This window comes from Actinomadura decatromicini, assembly GCF_008121305.1.
Taxonomy (GTDB): Bacteria; Actinomycetota; Actinomycetes; order Streptosporangiales; family Streptosporangiaceae; genus Spirillospora; species Spirillospora syzygii.
In genome coordinates this window covers 294,438-314,440 of record NZ_VSRQ01000007.1, presented here as the reverse complement: position 1 = coordinate 314,440, position 20,003 = coordinate 294,438, and the positions used below count along the sequence as shown (strand labels likewise).

Sequence of the window (20,003 nt, the reverse complement as noted above, 5' to 3'; positions counted from 1 at the left end):
GTCGGTCACACAGAGTCACACGACCAGTTATTGCAGGTCAGAGCGCCAAAGCCCGCATAACGGCAGGTCAGAGCCTTGACACCCTGGGGCGGTAGCCCCCTCCCCGCCGGAACCCCGCCCGGCCCCATGTAGCCGCAGCCTGTGCGTACAGGTCTGGGGCCCCTTGATGATCTTGCGTTGCCCGAGGGGTGGTGACTCTCTGTGGCTGGACACGGGCCTGCTCCGAAGGACCCGGCGAAGCGCCGGCGGCGCAACGCGGACCCGAAGCCGATGACGGAGCTCGCGGTCGATGGTGTGGTTCGCGGTGCTGACCTGCCGGAGGGTGTGCTGCCCGATGGGGAGTCGTGGCATCCGCGGACGGTGATGTGGTGGGAGACGTGGCGGCGGTCGCCGCAGGCGCAGACGTTCACGGCGACTGACTGGGACTTTCTGGTTGATACGGCGCTGATGCATCACGTGATGTGGACGAAGGGCCGGTGGGAGTTCGCGTCGGAGTTGAGGTTGCGGGCGGCGAAGTTCGGGGCGACGCCGGAGGATCGGCTGCGCTTGCGGATGGAGGTGCTGCCTACGCCGGCGGAGCCGGGGCCGGATGCGCCAGTTGATGGCGGGTCGGTGACCGACATTTCGTCGCGGCGGGCTCGGCTGTCGGGCTGATGCCGCGCACGCTGGTCCGGGCCCCCGGGCATGACCGTCACCGGTCGTTGGGGTGGCTGGCGACGGTGTGGATGGAGTACTTCGTCGTCCACGGCCGGGGCGACGTGCAGGGCCAGCCGGTCAGCCACGGTGATGAGCTCACGGGCTTCATCGTCGACTGCTACGCGATTGGCGACGAGCCGGAGAACACGCAGCGGTTGTATGACTCGGCGTTTTTCTCGCGGCCGAAGGGCTGCGACAAGTCGGGGCTCGGTGGTCGGCTCGCTGTGTTCGAGGCGTTGGGGCCGTGCCGGTTCGCGGGCTGGGCGTCCGGCGGTGAGGTGTACGAGGACCCGTGGGGGTTGGGGTTCCGGTATGTGTACGAGCCGGGTGAGCCGATGGGTCGCCATGTCACGTCCCCGTTCATCCGGTGCATGGCCACTGAGGAGGGCCAGACCGGCAACGTCTACGACACGGTGTTCTTCAACCTCACCGACGGAGACGCGCTGCTGTCGCACATCCCGGGCATGGACGCGGGCTTGACGCGGATCTATCTGCCGGGGGGCGGGGAGATTCGTCCGTCGACGGCGTCGTCGGCGTCGAAGGACGGCGGCCTGGAGACGTTCGTGGTGTTCGACGAGACGCACCTGTACAACCAGCCGGAGTTGCGGCGGATGTACGACACGGTCACCCGGAACCTGCGGAAGCGGAAGAAGGGCGCGGGCACGTGGTTCTTGGAGACCACCACGATGTTCGCCGCCGGTGAGGAGTCGACCGCGGAGGCGACGTTCCAACTGGCCGAGCACATTCAGGAGGGACGGTCGCGGCGGGCCCGGCTGCTGTATGACCACCGGTGGGGTGAGTGCGAGGACTTGTCGGCTGAGGATCAGTTGCGGGCGGCGATTCTTGAGGCGTTCGGTGAGGCGATCGAGTGGAACGACTTCGACGGGATCGTCGACGAGTTCTACGACACCCGCAAGAACCCGGTGGATTCGCGGCGCTATTTCCTGAACGCGCAGACCGGCGCGACGGATGCTTGGCTGGCGCCGCACGAGTGGGCGGGTTGCGCGGACCCGTCGAAGACGGTGGCGCCGGGGGATCGGATCACGCTGGGGTTCGACGGGTCCAAGCACCGCAACCGGGGCGTGGCTGATGCGACCGCGCTGATCGGGTGCCGGGTGTCGGACGGGTTTCTGTTCGAGGTCGCGGTGTGGGAGCAGCCGAACGGTCCGGCGGGCAAGGACTGGTGGGTGCCGACCGCGGAGGTCGAGGCGGCGGTCCGGTCGGCGTTCCAGAGGTACAAGGTCGTCGGGTTCTACGCGGATCCTGCCGCGGACTGGCGGTCGTTCGTGGCGGAGTGGGAGTACGCCTACGGGCGTCGGATGCGGGTCCGGTCTTCGCAGGCGCACCCGATCGAGTGGTGGATGAACCGTCCGCAGGCGGTCGTGCGGGCGTTGGAGCAGTTCCACGCGGCGGTGATCAACGGTGAGCTCACCCATGACGGGTCGTTCACGTTGACGCGGCATGTGCTGAATGCGCGCCGGCGCCCGTCCCGCGCCGGTTTGCAGATCGCCAAGGAGCACCCGGATTCGCGGCGGAAGATCGACGCTGCGGTCGCGGCGACACTCGCGTGGCAGGCGCGTATCGACGCGGTGAGCAAGGGCATCGGCCGGCGCGGCAAGGGCAGGGCGGTGGTGCTGGCGTGACCGTCACGATCCCGGACCTGCCGCTGCTGAACCTGTCGGACGACGAGTCGAACCTGCTCGACGCGCTCCGCACGGACCTGATGGCGTGCCGGTGGCAGATGGAGCTGCGGGACTGCTACTACAACGGCGAGCAGCTCATCCGGGACCTGGGGATTTCGATCCCCCCGCAGCTCAAGGGCCTTCACACGGTGATCGGGTGGCCGCAGATCGGTGTGGACGCGCTGGAGCAGCGCCTCGACATCGAGGCGTGGCGGTACGCCGACGATCCGGAGGAGTCGGGCGAGCTTGAGGACCTGTGGGAGCCGAACGAGCTGATCGCCGAGTCGCAGCTCGCGCACCTGGACTCGTTCATTTACCGCCGGTCGTATGTGGCGGTGGGGTCGGCGGACGAGGACGGCGACCCGCCGGTGATCACGGTCGAGTCGCCGCTGGACATGACCCTGTTCTATGACGCGCGGAAACGGGCGGTGACGTCGGCGCTGCGGCTGTACAAGGACGCCGACCGGCAGGCGGCGGTGCTGTATCTGCCGGAGCAGACAGTCCACCTGGAGGAGTCCACGGACGGCGGCTGGATTGTCGTCGACCGCGACTTGCACGGCCTGGGTGTCGTCACGGTGGTGCGGATTGCGAACCGGCAGCGGGTCGCGGACCGGTCGGGCCGGTCGGAGATCACCCCGGCGGTCATGTCGATCACGGACGCGGCGTGCCGCACGTTGCTGGGGATGGAGGTCGCGCGGGAGTTCTACGGGGCGCCGCAGCGGTACATCCTCGGCACGTCCGAGAGCGCCTTTCAGGATGCTGAGGGGAACCCGAAGAGCGCGTGGGAGACCTACATCGGCCGGGTCCTTGCGTTGGAGCGGGACGAGGACGGTGAGATCCCCACGGTCGGGACGTTCGCCGCGTACGACCCGTCCGCGTACACGAAGATCGTTGACCTGTATGCGCGGATCATGGCGACCCAGCTTGGTCTGCCGCCGCACTATCTCGGTTACACGACCGACAACCCGGCCTCGGCGGACGCGATCCGCTCGACGGAGGCACAGCTCGTGAAGCGCGCCGAGCGGAAGCAGACGGTCTTGTCCGCAGTGTGGGGAAACGTCCTACGCCTGGCGCTGCTCGTCGCGAACGGCGAGGTACCGGACCGTGCGCGGCGGATCGAAACGGTATGGCGGAACGCCGCAACCCCGACCATCGCATCCCAGACCGACGCGGCTGTGAAGCTGGTGCAGACGGGGATTCTCCCGGCCGACAGCGATGTGACGTTGGAGATGGTGGGTCTCACCGAGTCGCAGAGGCAGCGGGTCCAGTCTGATCGGCGGCGCGCCCGCGGTGCGACGCTGTTGGACACGATCGTGAACGGCCCCGAGCAGTCCACGCCGCCGCAGGGATCGAGTGGGGTGGCTGGTGAGCCTGCAGTCGCGGGCGGCTGAATACCACCGCCAGCAGCTCAAGATCCTGCAGGAGATCGCTAAGCAGATCGCTGCGTCGTTTCGGCTGGTGAGGCTCGGGTCATTCGGGTCGACGGTGCCTGCGTGGCTGCGCGCGGCGGACGCGGCGATCACCAAGCACGCTGACATGGCAGGGTCGCTCGCCGCCGACTACTTCGAGAGCGAACGCGAACTCGCCCGCGTGCCGGGGACCTTCCACATCGACGTGCCGGATGTGCCGGAGACGAAGATCGACACGTCGCTGCGGTGGGCGACGAAGGACCTGTGGATCCCGCAACGTGACAGCCCGCCGCCGATCGAGCGGCGCCTCGCAGACGCCGAGACCAAGGTGATCGGCGCCGCGCAGAAAGCGGTCGCGGACACCGCACGCGACACCATCCATCAGGGCGTCCTGAAGGATCGCCGCGCGATTGCGTGGGCGAGGATCACAGACTCTGACCCCTGCTACTTCTGCGCTTTGATGGCGCTCCGCGGCGCGGTCTTCAAGTCGCGGCAGACCGCCGGCCGACGAGCGAACCGGAACTTCGAGGGCGAAGGCCAGTACAAGTTCCACGACCACTGTGTGCCCGCCGGGACGCTAGTTGATGGCCCTGCCGCGGAAGTTGGCTATCGACGGGATTATGAGGGGGAACTGGTCGTCCTGCGCACCGCCGCAGGCCACGAGCTTCGCATCACCCCTAATCACCCGGTACTCACGGTGCAGGGTTGGCTGCCTGCTGGACTCCTCCGCGAAGGCGACGACGTACTCAGCAGCCTCAATGCACAGGGGAGCTTGCTGTCTGTCCCAGATGAAGAGCATGTTCCAGCCCTGGTTCAGGATGTATGGCGTGCGATGGGCATGCTCGGCCTTGTAAGCGTGCCAGGTACCCCCGAGGATTTCCACGGCGACGGAACCGACAGCAAAGTCGACGTTGTAGGGGCCGATCGCTTTCTGCGGGATCACATCAGGGAAGCTGATGTGGCGACCGAACTGTCGTTCACGGCCAGTCGCATGGGATTGGGTCCGTTCCCGCTTCTGCGAGCGCAAGATGCGTTCTTCCATGGAGACGTCGCGCCCGCGGACTGCCGCGTGAGCATTTTTGACCATGTCGGCGCGCTGTTCGTCGGTGAGCGCAGCCATCGCGAGCGTACTGGCCGCACTCCGATCGCGCGGTTGAACCCCTTGCTCGACCAAGATCCGCCGGATCACTGGTCGCGAGGTTCCGTACCGGGTAGCGAGCGAGAGTTGGCTTTCACCGGCGAGGTATGCGGAGACCACGTCGGCAGATGGGATGTTTGTTCTGCGGCTGCGGGCAGGAATCCCACGTTTACGCAACTCCCGGTGGAGCGTGCTGGTGGATATGCCGATGGCGTCCCGGACCTCGGGTCCGGTCATGCCGCTGACGTACAGACTGACCGCTTGGTCAAGCATGGCCCTATCAGCGGTAGCATGTCGCGCTTTGACCCCGCGACGGGTTATGGCGACGTAGGCGGTGCTGGCGTTTACGCCAAGTATGGCCGCGACCTGTTGGAACGTCTTTCCGGACGTGTAGAGAGCGACCGCATCGTCGATCTCTCTCACCGTGAGTTTCGTGGCCAAGTTTTCAACTTTCAGACGGAGTCGGGCTGGTACCGAGCTAATGGAGTAATTGTATCTAATTGCTCCTGCACCGTCGCGCCCGTGTTCGAAGGAAAGCTGTGGGTCCCGCCATCCCATGTGCAGGACTGGGAGCAGCTGTACGAGCAGGCCACGGCCCATGTGGGCGACAAGATGCATGCGTGGCGGAAGGCATTTGACGCCCGGGGGTGATCGTGCGTCGGGTCGTGTTGGTGTGCGGCCCGCCCGCTTCCGGAAAGTCGACCTGGGTCGCCAAACAGGCATCTGACGGCGACACCGTCATCGACTTCGACCGGCTCTGCCGAGAGCTCGGGTCCACCGCTCATCACGACCACGCCCGCGAGGTGGCGGACCGGGCGCATGTGCTGCGGTCCGCGCTGGAGCGGCAGGTCTCGGCGATGGAGTCGGGGACGGCGTGGGTGATCCGTTCCGCGCCGGATCCGCAGCAGCGCAGGAGCCTCGCCCGGTCGCTGCGCGCGACCGAGACGGTTGTGATCGCGGCATCGGCTGAGCAGGCGCGGGCCCGCGCCGCCGCCGACAACCGGCCCGATTGGACGGGCCGCGCGATCGACCGCTGGTGGTCGCTGTACCGCCCAGATTCTTCCCGCCTGGAGCGGGAGTTGTCCCTATCCGAACCCCTGGAGGGTTACCCGATCATGCCCGACGACACCGCGGACACCGAGCAGACGACCGCGCAGGACGACAGCACCGGCGACGACACGGCGACCGAGGAGCAGGAGCAGGAGACCAGCGAGGTCACCGACACCGGCGCCGACGACACCGAGGACGACAAGCCCCAGGCGGGCGGCGCGTTCGACGAGAAGGCCGCCAAGGCTGAGCTCCGCAAGAAGAACTCCGAGGCCGCGAACCTGCGGAAGCGTCTGCGTGAGCTGGAGCGAAAGAACCAGGAACTGGAGCCGCTGGCCAAGCGTGCCCGCGAGGCGGCCGAGGCCGACCAGACCGAGGCGCAGCGTTTGCAGGCGCGGCTGACCGAGCGCGAGCAGGAGATCCACCGGATCCGGCAGCGGGCTGTGAAGTCCGAGGTCCGTGCGATGGCCGCGGACGGGTTCGCCGACAAAACCGACCCGGAAGCGCTTCTCGACCTGGACGCCTACATCGGCGACGACGGCGAGATCGCTACCGACCGGATCAAGGCGGACCTGGAGGACCTCCTCGACCGCAAGCCGCACCTGGCGAAGCCGAAGCCGGACACCCCGCAGCGGCGCAAACCCGCACCGGACCGGACGCAGGCGTCGGGCGCCAACCAACCGAGAGCTAAGGACCCCGCGAGCGAATTCGCGGGGTTCGTGAATTCGCGGCTCCTGAAGGGACGCCGCTAGAAAGGGGTTGAGGTGGCCACCACCGACCCGATCCTCCTGTCGGATGTCAACGACAATCTCCTCCCGCGGACGCTCGCGGGCCCGATCTTCGAAAAGTCGGTGGAACAGAGCGCGATCATGTCGCTGGCGCAGCGTGCGCCGCTGTCGATCGACGCGAACACCTCCATCCCGATCCCGCTGGACGTCCCGACCGCAGACTGGGTCGGGTCGGGTGCCCGCAAGCCGCTGTCCTCGGGCGGTATCGACGTCAAGCAGATGTCGCCGAAGAAGATCGCCGTGCTGATTCCGGTGTCGGAAGAGGTCGTGAAGACCAACGCCGGTGGCCTGTGGACGCAGTTGCAGCGGGACCTGCCGACGGCGTTCGCGCGGGCGTTCGACCACGCCGCGATCCACGGCAAGTCGATGAAGGGCGCTGCGGGCCCGTTCGCCGAGCACCTCACCGCGACCACCAACGCGATCGAGCTCGGCACCGCCTCCCAGGCCAACGGCGGTCTGTGGGCGGACCTGGTGAACGGCATGGACCTGGTCGTCGACGACGACTGGGACTTCACCGGCACCGTCGCGGACCCGCGGCTGAAGCCGAAGCTGCTGCTCGCCACCGACACCACGGGCCGGCCGATCCTGGTCGACACCACCACGCCCGGCACGAACATGGCGAACGCCGGCACCCTCATCGGTGAGCCGCTGGCGTACTCGCGTGGCGTGTCCGGCAAGCAGCGCCGACAGTCCACCTCCACGGACTCGGGTCTGCGGGCCCTGGGCGGTGACTGGTCGCAGGCCGCGTACGGCGTGGGCATGGACATCACCATCCGGATCTCCGCGGAGGCGACGTACATCGATGAGGAAGGCGGCGTGCACAGTGCCTTCCAGGAGAACCTGGTGCTGCTGCTCGCGGAGGCGTTCTACGGCTTCGTGATGGGTGACGCGCAGGCGTTCGTGAAGTACACCAGCGCGGGCGTCACCTCGTGACCGAGGCGCCCCGCCGCGCCAGCCGACCCCGCAAGCCCAGAGCCAAGCCGCCCGGGAGGCCCTCGGGAAAGTCGACCGCCGGTCAGGACGAGATCCTGGACCCGGCGGTTTCGCATTTCCGGGGGCTCGGCACCGCGGCGAAGCCACTGCGGGTCGTCGCTCGTGTCCACGCTTACCCGCCGCGGCACAACGCCGGTTCGGAGTGGATGCTGCACTCGATGCTGCGGGCCCTGGTGGCCCGCGGCCACGAGGTGACGGTGTGGCTGTCCCGGTACTCGCCCGACCACGAGGCTTACGACGTCGACGGGGTGAAGGTGGTGCCGTTCGCGGCGAGCCTCGACTTCGCCGCTGCAGCGAAGGCCAGCGACGTGATCGTGGCGCACCACGAGAACGTCCCGGCGGCTGGTGCGCTCGCCCGCGGGCTCGGACGGCCGTTCGTCGCGGTGTGCCACAACACCCACCCGACGATCTTCCGGAACGTCGGCCGCGGGTCGACGGCGCTGGCGGTGTACAACTCGCTGCACATGCAGGCCGAGGCGGAAGGCTACTTCTGCGAGTACACCGAAAGTCTCCGCCCCACCAGCAGCATCGTGGTGCGCCCGCCGGTGTTCACCAGCGACTACGCCACCACCCCGGGCGATCGGATCACCCTGGTCAACCTGAACGCCGACAAGGGCGGCGAGGTGTTCTGGCAGCTCGCCGAGCGTCTTCCCGACCTTGAGTTCCTCGGCGTGAAGGGCGCCTACGGCACCCAGGTCGAGCGCCGCGGCGGACTCCCGAACGTGGAGGTCATCGACCATCTCCCCGGCGACCAGATGCGGGAGCAGGTGTACGCCCGCACCCGGATCCTGCTGATGCCCTCGGCGAGCGAATCATGGGGCCGTGTCGCTGTCGAGGCGATGGCATCGGGCATCCCGGTGGTCGCGAACGGCACCCCGGGCCTGTCGGAGTCGCTGGCCGAAGCGGGCATCTTCGCCGAGCGCGGCGACCTGCAGGCGTGGGTGTCGGCGGTCACGGCGCTGCAGGACCCGGTCCAGTGGGCGGAAGCCTCCGACCGGTGCCTCGCCCGGTCAAAGGCCCTGGACCCGGCCGCGGACCTTGCCGCCTGGTGCGAGGCGGTCGAAGCCCTCTGACCTGAGCGAGGTGCATCGCCGTGGCCCTAGCCGTGGACGCGGAGCAGCTCCGCGTCTACCTCAACATGTCCGAGATCGACCAGGCCCGCGCCAACCTGATGATCGAACAGGCGGTGCTGCTGGCCGAGTCGATCGTCAAGCCGCTACCGGACGCGGCGTCAGCGGTGGTGCTGGCGGTCGCCGGCCGCGCCTACGCCAACCCGCAGGGCATCGCCTACGAGACCGTCGGCCCGATCAGTGTGCAAAGGCCCCAGGCGGGCCTGTACATGACCCGCGACGAACGCCGCACCCTCCAGCGCCTCGCCGGACGCGGTGGAGCATTCACCGTCGACCCGACACCTGCGGACGCGGACCCGACGGTGACGTGGCCGGTCACGTGGGGCGACGAACCCGACCCGCGCGGAGTGTGGGAAGACCTCGGCCCCGGCGACGGGTGGTACTGACATGCCGCCCCCATACCCGCTGGGGAAGACGGTCACGATCCTGCGGCCCGGACCGCCGTCCCGCGACGCGCACGGCAACAAGGTCCCCGGCCCCGACGTGCCCACCCCGGTGGAGGGCTGCGCGGTGTGGGCGCGCGGATCCCAGGAGAACACCGACGCCCGTGACCAGGTGACCATCGGGCTGAGCGTGGTGATGCCGCACGGCACCGACGTCCGCGCCACCGACCGGATCAAGGTCGCAGGCGTGATCTACGAGATCGACGGTGAGCCCGGCGTGCACGAGTCCCCGCTGACCGGTTCGCGGATGGGCGTGCAGGTCGCCCTGACGCGCGTCACCGGCTGACCGAGAGGGGGCGTGGTCGTGGAGCGTCCGAAGTTCCGGCCCAGGTACGGCGGCATCGGGAAGATGCTGCGGTCCAAGGAAATGAAAGCGGCGATGGTGGTCCGCGCCGAGCGAATCCAACAGCGAGCTGAAGGATTCGCGCCGCGCCGCACCGGCGACTACGCCCGCTCCTTTCGGGTGAAGTCGGGACAGTCCCGTGGGCCCGGCGACGGACGCCGCGCCTGGGCGAAGGTCATCAACACCTCCGATCACTCGACGGCCGTGGAGTGGGGCGCGAGCCGCACACCCCGGTATCGGCCGCTCGGCCGCGCTGCAGCCGCTGAGCGGGGCCGTTGATGGTCGACGCCGAGACCCTGCTGGTCGGGTGGTTGTCGTCCTGGCTGGAGGGCGAAGAGCAACCCGGCACCGTCTCCACCGAGACACCCGCCGGGTTCGAGACGCAACTGCCGTGGATCCAGGTGGTCCGTATCGGCGGCGGCTACGACGGGTTCAGACTCGACCGCCCCGAGATCGACGTGGACGCCTACGCCGCGGACGGTGTCGCCGCCGCCGCGCTGGCGCTGCGGATCCAGCAGGCCCTCCACGACGGGCTGGCCCGCACCGCGACCGGCGGCGCCGTCGTCACCGCAGTCGACACGATCACCGGTCCCCATCAGGTGCCGCACGACAACCCTGCGCTGCGCCGGTACACCGCGACCTACCAGTTCACCCTCCACCCCCAATAGCCCGCCGCGGCCGTCAGGCCCGCAACGACAAGCACTGAACCTCCGACCCCGTCCTGCTGGGCGGGGTTTTCGCATGTGAAGGGGAGCCTTTCATGGCCACCATTGAGCGCAGCGCCGACCTTGTCGCGGTCGGCGCGAACGGCGGCGGCTGGGTCGGCCCGGCCGGTACGGCGCAGCCCACCGACCTGATGACCGCGCCCACGTCCCCCTGGGACCCGATGGGCGCCATCTCCGACGACGGTCTGAAGCTCGGGTTCGACGAGGACTCGCAGGAGTTCACGCCGTGGGGTCTGACCACCCCGTTCCGCACCGTGATCACCAAGTCCGTGCGGACCTTCCAGCTGACGCTGTGGGAGACGCTCCGCCCCGCGGTCGTGTCGATCATGTACCGGGTGCCCGTCGCCGACCTCGTCGCCGACAGCAACGGCGTCTACTCCTTCTCCGAGTCCTCGTCGCCCGCCCCCGACCGGAGGGCCTACCTGTTCGACGTGTACGACGGGAACACCCTGCAGCGGTTCTACATCCCGCAGGGCGAGGTCACCGACCGCGACGACGTCACGTTCAAGCAGGACGAAATGTCCGGGTACGGCGTCACGATCTCCACCTACCCCGACGATGCCGGCATCACGATGTACCGGCTGTTCAAGCCCGCGGTCGCGATCGGCGGTGGTGGTTCCTGATGACGGTCACCCACGACCAGATCCCCGGCGCGCCCGCCCCGTCCCACGACGGGACCGGGCAGGCACCGCACCAGGCCGCGATCAGCGCCGGTCACCCGTCCCCGGCGAACGGCTACCCCGCCGAGGGGCTGACGCCCGCAGAGGCGCAGGAGGCCGAAGCGGTCGGCGAGTACGTGACCGTCCCGGTCGGCGACACCGGTGTCGCCGTTCGGATCCTTCCGCAGGGCCAGTGGCGGATGTCGCACATGCGGCTCCTCAACACCGGCGACCTCGACGGCTGGGCCGAGTGCGTCATCCACGAAGACGACCTCGACGCATTCCTCGACCTGGACCTCACCGTCGACGAGTTCCAGGACTTCTCCCTCGCCGCGGCGAAGGCGTCGGGTGATGACATGGGGAAATCTCGTGGACGCTCCAGGTCGTCGAGGCGCATGCGGAGGCGGTAGAGGGCGACTTCGCCCACCAGTACCCGCGGGACGCCGACCAGATCGACGCGTTCTGGCGAGGCGAAATGTCGTTCCGCAGGTTGCGGGTGCTGCTGGAGCGTCTGCCGCCGGAGTCGGCGACGATGACCGCGATCCGCAACGCGGCCCCCGCCCTCCCGAAGCCCGGGGACTTGGCGAAGGCGCCCTGGTCGGCGCTGGAAGTGCTCATCGGCACCCTCGTCAACGAGCACCGGCTGTGGCGGTACGAGCAGACACTCCGCAACCTCCCCAAGGGGCAGAAGAAGCCGGACGAACCGGAACTGCTGCGGATGCCGGGCGACGACAAGGCCAAGAACAGCAAGGGCCGCCCCCGCGCGCCGCTGACGCTCGACCAAGCCGACTGGCTGTTCCGGCACATCAACGGCCTGAACTAGCCGCCTACGCCGCCCCACCCTTCTGGATCGCGGAGGAGGGTGGGCGTGCCCGAGTTCGTCGCAGGTAGTGTCGTTGTCCCCGTCGTCCCCTCGACCCGCGACTTCGTCCGGCAGCTCCGCGAAACGCTGCTACCTGCGGCGACCCGCATCGGGAACCAGGTCGGGGAACGCCTCGCCGGCGCGATCAACCAGCACGTCAACAACATCCGCGTCGAGATGGACCAGGCGCAGGTCGAGCGCCTCGGACAGCAGGTCGGTCAGGAGATCGGCCGTGGGATCCGGCGTGGTCTCGGCGACGAGGACGTGTTTCGCCCGTTCCGGGAGCAACAGCAACAGCAGCGGCGCCGCGCCCCCCGCGACGGTGACGACGTCGCCGGCGGGTTCGCCCGCGGGTTCAAACGGCGTCTCGAAGTCGCGATGCAGAGCCTGCCGGAGATCGAGCTCGGCGCGGACTCCACCGACGCGGACCGGAAGATGGTCGAGCTCCGCGCCAGGCTCGCGGAACTCTCCGGCAAGGAGATCGGCGTCGACATCTCCGACGCCGAGGCCCTGGCGCAGATGGCCGCGATCCAGACCGAGCTGGAGCGGCTCCGCGCAGAGTCACCGAACATCCAGATCCAGGCCGACATCGCCGGTGCGCTCGCGCAGATGCAGGCGGTCCAGTCGCAGGTGCAGCGCCTGGAGCGGGAACGCGCCGAGATCCGTGTCGAGGTCGACGTGGCCGCGGCTCGGGAACGCCTCGCGCAACTGAACACCGAGCTGCAGCGCATCAGGTCGCAGTCGTCGGATGTGCAGGTCCACGCGGATGTCGCGTCGGCCGAGGAGAAGATCCGCACGCTCCACGCCCAGTTGTTGGCGCTGGGCGCCGAGTCGCCGAGCGTACAGGTCCAGGCCGATACCGCGCGGGCCCTCGCGCAGCTCGCCGAACTCCAGACCGAGCTCGCACGGATCGACGGCGAGACCCCGGAAGCCGAAGTCCGCGCGAACGTCTCTGCGGCGCTGGCGCAACTCCAGACCATTCAGGGTGAGGTCGACCGCCTCGAAGCCGAACGCGCTGACGTGCAGGTCGAGGCGGACACCGGACGCGCGAACGCTCAGTTGGCGGCGACGAACGCCGAGGTGTCACGGCTGGACGGGCGCCGCGCGAACATCAACGTCGTCGCGGACGTCGGTGCCGCGTTGGCGTCGTTGGCGTCGCTGCGTCTCGCGCTGATCGGGCTCGGTGCCGCGGCCGCGCCGGCGCTGGTCGGTGTTGGCGCGGGCGTGATCGGGCTTGCCGGGCCCCTCGCCGCGGCGGGTGCCGGGTTCGGCGGTCTCGCGGCCGTTGCTCTGCCTGCGATCAGCAACGTGTCCAAGGCGTTGCAGGCGGAGAAGACCGCGTCACAGCAGTCATCGGCCGCGTCGGGCCAGGCCGCGTCGAGGGCGTTCGCGGAGGCCAGCGCCCGGCAGCAACTCGCGTCTGCGATCCGGAACGCCGCGTACGCCCACCAGCAGGCCCTGGACCAGGTCCGGCAGGCCGAACAGCAGTACCAGGCGAGCCTGCAGGCCGAGGCGGACGCGCAACGTGCGCTCGCGTCGGCGCGGCTCCAGGCACGCCGGTCCATCGAAGACCTGAAGAACCAGGTCATCGACGCCCAGCTGGCGGTGGAGGAGCAGCGGCTCACCATCGAGCAGTCGAAGGCGACGTGGGACCAGGCCGCCGCTGCGGCGCAAGCGGCGGCGGGGAAGGTCGCCGCCGCGCAGACGGCGCTCGCGCAGGCGCAGGCGGCGCAGGCGAAGGTGCTCGCCGACCCGGGATCGACCGACGCGGCGAAGCAGCAGGCGCAAGCATCGGTGGACGCTGCGAAGTCAGCGGTCAAGGGCGCCGAGGACCAGCAGAAGGCCGCCGACCTCGCCGCGAAACAAGCGGAGATCAACTACCGGCAGTCGGTACAGCGACTCAAAGAGCAGCAGCTTCAACTCCGGCGGCTGGGGCAGGACGAGGGCAACGCCGCCAAGGCCGGAGTGGAGGGCTCCGACCAAGTCCGCGCCGCGAGGGAACGCCTTGCGCAGGCCAACCAGCAGGTCGCGAACTCCGAGCTGGCGTTGCAGCGGGCGAGGCAGAACGTCGCTCGTAGCGATCAGCAGTCTGCGGACCAGGTCGCGTCGGCGCGGCGTGCGATGGCGCAGGCTGCGCTGCAGGGAGCGTCCGCGAACGCTGCGCTCGGCGCGTCCATGGCCAAACTCACGCCCCTCGAACAGCAACTCGCAACCGCGTGGAAGGGCCTGACCGGCGCGTTCACCGAATGGGCGCGTTCGCTGCAGCCCGACGTGATCCCCGTGTTGATCCGCGGGATCGGGCTGCTCCGCACGAGCCTGCCGCTGCTCACGCCGATCGTGCACGGCGCCGCCGGCGCGGTCGGGCAGCTCCTTACCGAGGCGACCGCCGCGGCGAAGTCGCCGTTCTGGACACAGTTCTCTCAGTTCCTCGGCGCGGCGGCGGGCCCGGCGATCCTCGGTTTCGGGCACCTGCTCGGCAACCTTCTCACCGGCCTTGCCGGGCTCGCTCAAGCGTTCGCGCCGATCGGGTTCGCGTTCCTGCAGGTGCTGAACACGGTCGCGCAGCGCTTCGCGGCGTTCATGACGGGCCTGGCGAGCAACCCCGCGTTCAAGCAGTTCACAGCTCAGTTCATCGCGTTGGCGCCGCTGATGGCGCAGACGTTCCTGAGCCTGGGGCGGCTGCTCGGAAGCGTGTTCGCCGCGCTCGCTCCCGCGCTGCAACCGGCGCTCGGGCTGATCAACACGTTGGCGTCCGCGCTCGCCGGGGTCCTGCGCAGCGTCGGGCCCGCGCTGCAGTCGGTGCTGTCCACCCTCGGCACCAGCCTGTCGGCGGTCATCGTGTCGCTCGCACCAGTCGTGACGCAGCTCGTGCAGGCGCTCGCTCCGCTGCTGAACCAACTGATCAACGGGCTTCGCCCGATCCTGATCTCTCTCGTCCCGGTCCTCGGACAGATCATCGCCGGGCTCGCACCCGTGATCTCCGCGCTGCTGTCGGGGCTGCAACCGGCGATCGCGTCGCTGGTGCCGGTGGTGGGGCTGCTCGTCGGGGCGCTCGCGAAGATCTTCCAAGCGGTCGCGCCGGTCCTGCCGCTGGTCGGCCGGTTCATCGCGAGCCTCGTCGCGGGACTGATGCCCGCGCTGACCCCGATCGTCAACGTCATCGCGCAGGTCGCGCAGCAGATCTCCGGCGTGCTGATCAAGGCACTGACGCAGTCGGCGCCAGCGCTGCAGCAGATGATCCTCGCGATCGCAGGGCTGCTCCCGGAACTGGTGCCGCTGGTACCGCTGTGGGGCCAGTGGTTCACAGCGATCGCGCCGCTGCTGCCGGTGCTGATCCAGCTCGCTGCGGTGATCCTGCAGGCGCTGGTCCCGGTGCTCCGCATCGCGATCATCATCGTGGTCAAGTACTGGACGACGATCTTCTCACTGCTGATCCCGGTGTTCCGGCTGATGGTCACCGTGATCACCTGGGTCGCTCAGATCCTCACCCCGGTGTTCCAGTTCCTCGGCTGGCTGATCCGCGGCATCGGCGCCGCAGCCCAGTTCCTCTGGAACATCATCAAGATCGCGTTCGCGGGAATCGTCCTCGCCGGCAAGATCCTCGCCGCAGTGATCTTCGTGGTCGTCGTCGCGCCGCTGCTCCTCGCCTTCAAACTGCTCCAAGCCGCGGCGATGTTCCTGTGGCAGTACGTGTTCGTTCCCGTGTGGCACGGGATCGTGTGGGCCGCCACGCGGGCGTGGGCGCTGCTGCAGCCGGTGTTCGCCGCGATCCGCTCCGCGCTCCGCACGGTCGGCTCGTGGTTCACGTGGCTGTACCGCAACATCGTCGTTCCGGTCTGGAACGGCATCAAGACGGCGATCAGCTTCGCGTGGGGCCTCATCCGGGCGGTCTTCAACCTGATCGTCACCTACCTGCGGGTGACGCTCGGTCCAATCTTCCGGTGGCTGCGCGACAGCGTGATCCGCCCCGTGTGGAACACGGTCGGGTCGATCATCCACTCGGTATGGACCTCCACGATCCGCCCGACGTTTGACGCATTGAAGGCGGCGGTCGGTAAGGTCCGCGACGCCTTCCACACTGCGGTCACCGCGATCGGGAAGATCTGGGACGGGCTCAAAGCCAAGACCCGCGGGCCCGTCGCGTTCGTGGTGAACACGGTTTACCAGCACGGCATCAAGAAAGCCTGGGACACCGTAGCTGGGCTGGTCAAGCTGCCCAAGCTCCCGGACTTGAAGTTCGCGACCGGCGGCGTGTTCCCCGGGTACACGCCGGGCCGTGACCCGCATGTGATGCCGATGGCGGCGTTCTCCGGCGGGGAAGGTGTCATCCGCCCGGAGGCCACGCGGGCACTCGGCCCGGCGTGGGTGTACGGCATCAACGCCGCCGCGATGCGCGGGGGAGTGTCCGGCGCCGCCGGCTTCGCCGCCGGCACGATCGGCCAGGCGTTCGCCGGCGGCGGCATCATCGGCAAGATCGGCGGGATCCTCAAGGGCGCCAAGAACCTCGTCGTGCACGGCGCGTCGTCGCTGCTGGCGAACGGCGCGTCGTTCGCGGCGAAGAAGATCCTCGACCCGATCCTCAACCGGATTCCCGCGGGCACGTCGCCGTGGACCGAGGCGATGGCGCGGCTGCCGAAGAAGATGATCGACTCGTTCCTCGGCTGGTTGAAGAACACCATCGACCCGAAACTCCTCGGCTCCGGCGACGGCGCGAAAGCAGTCGCGTTCGCGATCAAGCAGCTCGGCAAACCGTACGTGTGGGGCGCGACAGGCCCGGCCACGTTCGACTGCTCCGGTCTGACGATGCGGGCGTGGCAGGCAGCCGGGAAGGAGATCGGCCGCACCACCTACGACCAGGTGAAGGCTGGCCGTGCCGGATCTCGCGGGTCGGCGAGGCCCGGCGACCTGCATTTCCCTGACCCGGGGCACGTGATGATGTTCGTCAAACCCGGGTCCGGGAGCGGGCAGGAGATGATCCACGCCCCGCACACCGGCGACGTCGTCCGCTACGCCCCGTTCCGCGGCGGCGGCAAGATCCGCCTGATCGCATCGAACGCGGCGGGCAGGTCCGCGCAGTCCGCTGCCGCGGCACGCGCGTACGCCCGCTCGCAGATGGGCGAGTTCGGCTGGTCCGGGTCCCAGTACGACCCGCTGAACAAGCTGTGGATCCGCGAGTCGGGCTGGCGGTGGAACGCCCGCAACCCGGGCAGCGGCGCGTACGGGATCCCGCAGGCGCTGCCCGCGTCGAAGATGCGCTCGGCGGGCGCCGACTACCTCACCAACGCCATCACCCAGGTGAGGTGGGGCCTCGGCTACATCAAGGGCCGCTACGGCAACCCCGCGGGCGCGTGGGCGCATTCGCAGCGGACCGGCTGGTACGACAACGGCGGGTTCCTCCCACCAGGACCGTCGCTGGTCTACAACGGCACCGGCCGACCGGAGCCGGTGCTCACCAATGCGCAGTTCGCCGCGCTGGCTGACGGTTCCTCCCGCGGCGGAGACACCTACAACTTCTATCCGCGGACGTTGGACTTGACGGTGCAGGACCTAGAGGTTCTGCAGCGCAAGCAGGAAGCACGGGCACGGGTCGGCAGGCCCCGGTGAGGGACGGGGGCCTGTAAATGCCGCTGCTCGCACAACCGGGGACCGTCCAGCCGCCCGTCCAGATTCCCGGCGTCGGATTCGCGACCGCGCGATTCGTCGAGGCGAATGGCACGATCTGGCCGTTGACCTCCCCAACCTCCGGGTGGTTTACCCTTTCGGAGGGGGTGTCGGGGCTCGGCGCGGCACCATACGAGTTGGCGAAGGACGACCATCCCCGCGGCGGCTCCCGACTCCGCAGTTCCCGGCCGAACGACAAGACGATCGTCTGGCCGATGCACGTCTTCGGTAAGGATCATCTCCAGTTCGTTGCGAGGTGGCGGGCGCTCGCTGAGGCATTTACGCGGACACTTCGGATTGGGGCGGGCTGGCTAGAGATCACTCGCCCGGACGGCTCCCGGCGCCGCATTGCCTGCTACTACGAGGATGGGTTCGAGGGGCAGGGCAGGCAAGGCACCGGCGTCGCATCTGACTCGGTGATCCTGTCGCTGTACTGCGAGGACCCGTACTGGATTGACCCCGTTCCGGTCACCGGATACCGCGCGTACAGCGTTGGCGTCCCGTTTCTGAACCCATTCCCCACCGTTTCGTCGGGGCAGGTACTCGGCGCGACCACTCTGACCAATCCTGGCGGCGTGGAGGCGTGGCCGACGTGGGTGGTCACAGGCCCGGCGTCGCTGGTGACGTTCACGAACGAGGACACCGGTGAGTCGTTCGCCTTCAACCCTGATGCCACGGCGATCGGCCACGGTGACCTGTTGGCGGGGGAGAAGGTCACGATCACAACGAACCCGCCGCGTGTGACCTTCCAGGATGGATCCAACTGGATCGGAGGGCTGGACTGGCCGGGCGCGGTTCTGTGGGCCTTGCCGCCCGGTGAGTCAGCGATCACTTTCCAGCTTGATGGCGCAGGCCCTGGGAGCCGTGTCGACCTGTCGTACAACGCCCGGTATGAGACAGCCTGATGGCAGTCACAGTGCTCATCACGGACCAGAACCTCAACGTTCAGGGCTATCCCATCGACGGGTGGACGTCCCTGGACGTGACGCGGAAATTCAACGAGCCTGCATCTGGGACGGTGGTGCTCCCCGCGCGGCCGGAAGTGCTCGCGCAGATTGTGGAGGGCAACCGGTTGCGGGTGATCCGTGACGGTCAGGTCTGGTGCGCGGGCCCGATGGAGGTTCCGCGGGAGATCGAAATGGGCTACGGCGGCGGGGAAGGCAGCGCCGAGCCGCAGCCTGGCAAGGTGACGATCAACTTCACTGATGACCTCGGCCGTATCGCTGGTTACTTCACATGGCCGAACCCGGCGGTGGCGTGGACGTTGCAGCCGATCTCGACGTGGCGGCAGATTACCGCAACGAACGCCGAGGTCATCATCCGGACGTTGGTGGACGAGTCGTGCGGGCCGTCAGCGTTGGCGGCCCGGCGGATCCCAAGCTTTGGCCTCGGGGCGCTCGCGAGTGTTGGGACGACGACGAGCGTGCAGACGCGGTTCGAAGGGCTCCTGGATGTGTGCCGCCGCGTCGCGATCGACGGCGACGGGCTCGGCTTCCGCACCCGTGAGGACGCAGACCAGATCGTCTTCGAGGTGTACGGGCCATCCGACCTCACTGCGACGGCCAGGTTCTCCTTCGGCCTCGGCAACCTCCGTTACCTGCGAGCGAAGATCTCCGCGCCGACAGTGACACACGCGCTCATCGCCGGGACCGAGGACGACACAACGGGCGCGCGGACGTTCGTGGAGGTGGCCGACTCCGCGGCGGCGAGCAACTGGTACCGGGTGGAGAAGTTCGTGGACGGTTCGGCCGCCAACGACACCAACGGGGAACTGACCCAGGCCGGGAACGAGGAGATCGCAGGCGGTGCGGCTCCGGTCGAGTTGGCGACGGTAACGGTCGACGTCCCGGATCGGCCCGGTCAGCCGGGGATGATCGCGGGCCGTGACTTTGACCTTGGCGACAGGGTGACGGTGGCGCTGCCTACGGGGTTGGAAGTCGCGGACCTGGTACGCAGCATCCATTTGCAGGCGACTCCGAAGGGCGGCGAGTACGTGACGTCGTTGATCGGGTCGTCGGAGGCGACGACTGACCTGCAGACGGTCAAGCTCGTCAGGGAGTTGGGCCGCCGCCTCGGCCGCCTCGCGGCACGGTAAGCGCGGGCTAGGGCTTCCACTCCGCCTGATAGTCGGGGTGTTCGGCGTACACCGCTGCGGCGTCGTGGATCGCGTCGAGACAACCTTGCCGGTATCCGTCGTCCTGGCCGCGCACGAAGCCGGAGATTGACGCAGGAATGGTCGCCGCGCGCTCATATCGCTCGATCAACCGTCGCTTTGCCTCGACCTCGCGCAGCACCCGCCCGGGGTTGTGGCGGGCCGGGTGGGCGCGTGCTGCCGTGTCCGGATTGCCGAACGGCAGCCACGACTTGGCTGCCGCCTCGTCCTCCCTTAGCCGCTGCCGCAGGAACTCCACCAGATCCATTCCACCA

General features: G+C 68.6%; 18 protein-coding genes. 17 read left to right on the top strand and 1 reads right to left on the bottom strand.

The annotated features are described in order from the left end of the window. Positions 1 to 201: 201 nt before the first annotated feature. From FXF68_RS31285 to FXF68_RS31205, 17 genes are all read left to right on the top strand, one after another. Positions 202 to 654, top strand: coding sequence for a phage terminase small subunit (locus FXF68_RS31285; protein WP_148765550.1), 453 nt, complete (start codon positions 202 to 204; stop codon positions 652 to 654). Then, complete coding sequence (locus FXF68_RS31280) at positions 654 to 2,339, top strand: terminase (protein WP_148765548.1); 1,686 nt, start codon at positions 654 to 656, stop codon at positions 2,337 to 2,339. Before FXF68_RS31285 ends, FXF68_RS31280 begins: the two co-directional genes overlap by 1 nt. Then, positions 2,336 to 3,769, top strand: coding sequence for a phage portal protein (locus FXF68_RS31275; RefSeq protein WP_148765547.1), 1,434 nt, complete (start codon positions 2,336 to 2,338; stop codon positions 3,767 to 3,769). Before FXF68_RS31280 ends, FXF68_RS31275 begins: the two co-directional genes overlap by 4 nt. Beyond that, positions 3,744 to 5,576 carry a VG15 protein gene (locus tag FXF68_RS31270; RefSeq protein ID WP_148765546.1) on the top strand — a complete coding sequence of 611 codons (1,833 nt, stop codon included), beginning with the start codon at positions 3,744 to 3,746 and terminating at the stop codon, positions 5,574 to 5,576. The genes FXF68_RS31275 and FXF68_RS31270 overlap by 26 nt, the downstream gene beginning before the upstream one ends. 2 nt (positions 5,577 to 5,578) lie before the next feature. Next, positions 5,579 to 6,724 carry an AAA family ATPase gene (locus FXF68_RS31265; RefSeq protein ID WP_187438186.1) on the top strand — a complete coding sequence of 382 codons (1,146 nt, stop codon included), beginning with the start codon at positions 5,579 to 5,581 and terminating at the stop codon, positions 6,722 to 6,724. Between the two features lie 12 nt (positions 6,725 to 6,736). Further along, positions 6,737 to 7,693, top strand: a complete 957-nt coding sequence (locus FXF68_RS31260; protein ID WP_148765544.1) for a phage major capsid protein — start codon at positions 6,737 to 6,739, stop codon at positions 7,691 to 7,693. After that, complete coding sequence (locus FXF68_RS31255) at positions 7,690 to 8,826, top strand: glycosyltransferase family 4 protein (RefSeq protein WP_222870160.1); 1,137 nt, start codon at positions 7,690 to 7,692, stop codon at positions 8,824 to 8,826. Before FXF68_RS31260 ends, FXF68_RS31255 begins: the two co-directional genes overlap by 4 nt. 20 nt (positions 8,827 to 8,846) lie before the next feature. Next, the gene (locus FXF68_RS31250; RefSeq protein WP_222870159.1) at positions 8,847 to 9,269 is read left to right on the top strand and encodes a hypothetical protein; all 423 of its coding nucleotides are present in this window, start codon (positions 8,847 to 8,849) and stop codon (positions 9,267 to 9,269) included. Position 9,270: 1 nt separating this feature from the next. Beyond that, the gene (locus tag FXF68_RS31245; RefSeq protein ID WP_148765543.1) at positions 9,271 to 9,612 is read left to right on the top strand and encodes a head-tail adaptor protein; all 342 of its coding nucleotides are present in this window, start codon (positions 9,271 to 9,273) and stop codon (positions 9,610 to 9,612) included. Positions 9,613 to 9,630: 18 nt separating this feature from the next. Next, positions 9,631 to 9,948 (top strand): HK97 gp10 family phage protein, encoded by a 318-nt coding sequence (locus FXF68_RS31240; protein ID WP_148765542.1) that lies wholly within the window; start codon positions 9,631 to 9,633, stop codon positions 9,946 to 9,948. Further along, complete coding sequence (locus tag FXF68_RS31235; RefSeq protein WP_148765541.1) at positions 9,948 to 10,337, top strand: hypothetical protein; 390 nt, start codon at positions 9,948 to 9,950, stop codon at positions 10,335 to 10,337. The genes FXF68_RS31240 and FXF68_RS31235 overlap by 1 nt, the downstream gene beginning before the upstream one ends. A 92-nt stretch (positions 10,338 to 10,429) precedes the next feature. Further along, complete coding sequence (locus tag FXF68_RS31230) at positions 10,430 to 11,017, top strand: phage tail tube protein (protein ID WP_148765540.1); 588 nt, start codon at positions 10,430 to 10,432, stop codon at positions 11,015 to 11,017. Further along, on the top strand, positions 11,017 to 11,463 hold the full coding sequence (locus FXF68_RS31225) for a hypothetical protein (RefSeq protein ID WP_222870158.1): 447 nt from the start codon (positions 11,017 to 11,019) through the stop codon (positions 11,461 to 11,463). Before FXF68_RS31230 ends, FXF68_RS31225 begins: the two co-directional genes overlap by 1 nt. A 65-nt stretch (positions 11,464 to 11,528) precedes the next feature. Next, on the top strand, positions 11,529 to 11,876 hold the full coding sequence (locus FXF68_RS31220) for a hypothetical protein (protein ID WP_148765539.1): 348 nt from the start codon (positions 11,529 to 11,531) through the stop codon (positions 11,874 to 11,876). A gap of 45 nt (positions 11,877 to 11,921) precedes the next feature. Next, positions 11,922 to 17,519, top strand: a complete 5,598-nt coding sequence (locus FXF68_RS44185) for an aggregation-promoting factor C-terminal-like domain-containing protein (protein ID WP_148765538.1) — start codon at positions 11,922 to 11,924, stop codon at positions 17,517 to 17,519. A gap of 17 nt (positions 17,520 to 17,536) precedes the next feature. Beyond that, on the top strand, positions 17,537 to 18,481 hold the full coding sequence (locus tag FXF68_RS31210; protein WP_148765536.1) for a phage tail family protein: 945 nt from the start codon (positions 17,537 to 17,539) through the stop codon (positions 18,479 to 18,481). Further along, positions 18,481 to 19,671 (top strand): siphovirus ReqiPepy6 Gp37-like family protein, encoded by a 1,191-nt coding sequence (locus tag FXF68_RS31205; protein WP_148765533.1) that lies wholly within the window; start codon positions 18,481 to 18,483, stop codon positions 19,669 to 19,671. Before FXF68_RS31210 ends, FXF68_RS31205 begins: the two co-directional genes overlap by 1 nt. 7 nt (positions 19,672 to 19,678) lie before the next feature. Here FXF68_RS31205 and FXF68_RS31200 read toward each other — a convergent pair whose 3' ends face one another. After that, entirely contained in the window at positions 19,679 to 19,996 is a 318-nt protein-coding gene (locus FXF68_RS31200) for a DUF6221 family protein (protein WP_148765531.1), read from the bottom strand. Positions 19,997 to 20,003 lie beyond the last annotated feature (7 nt).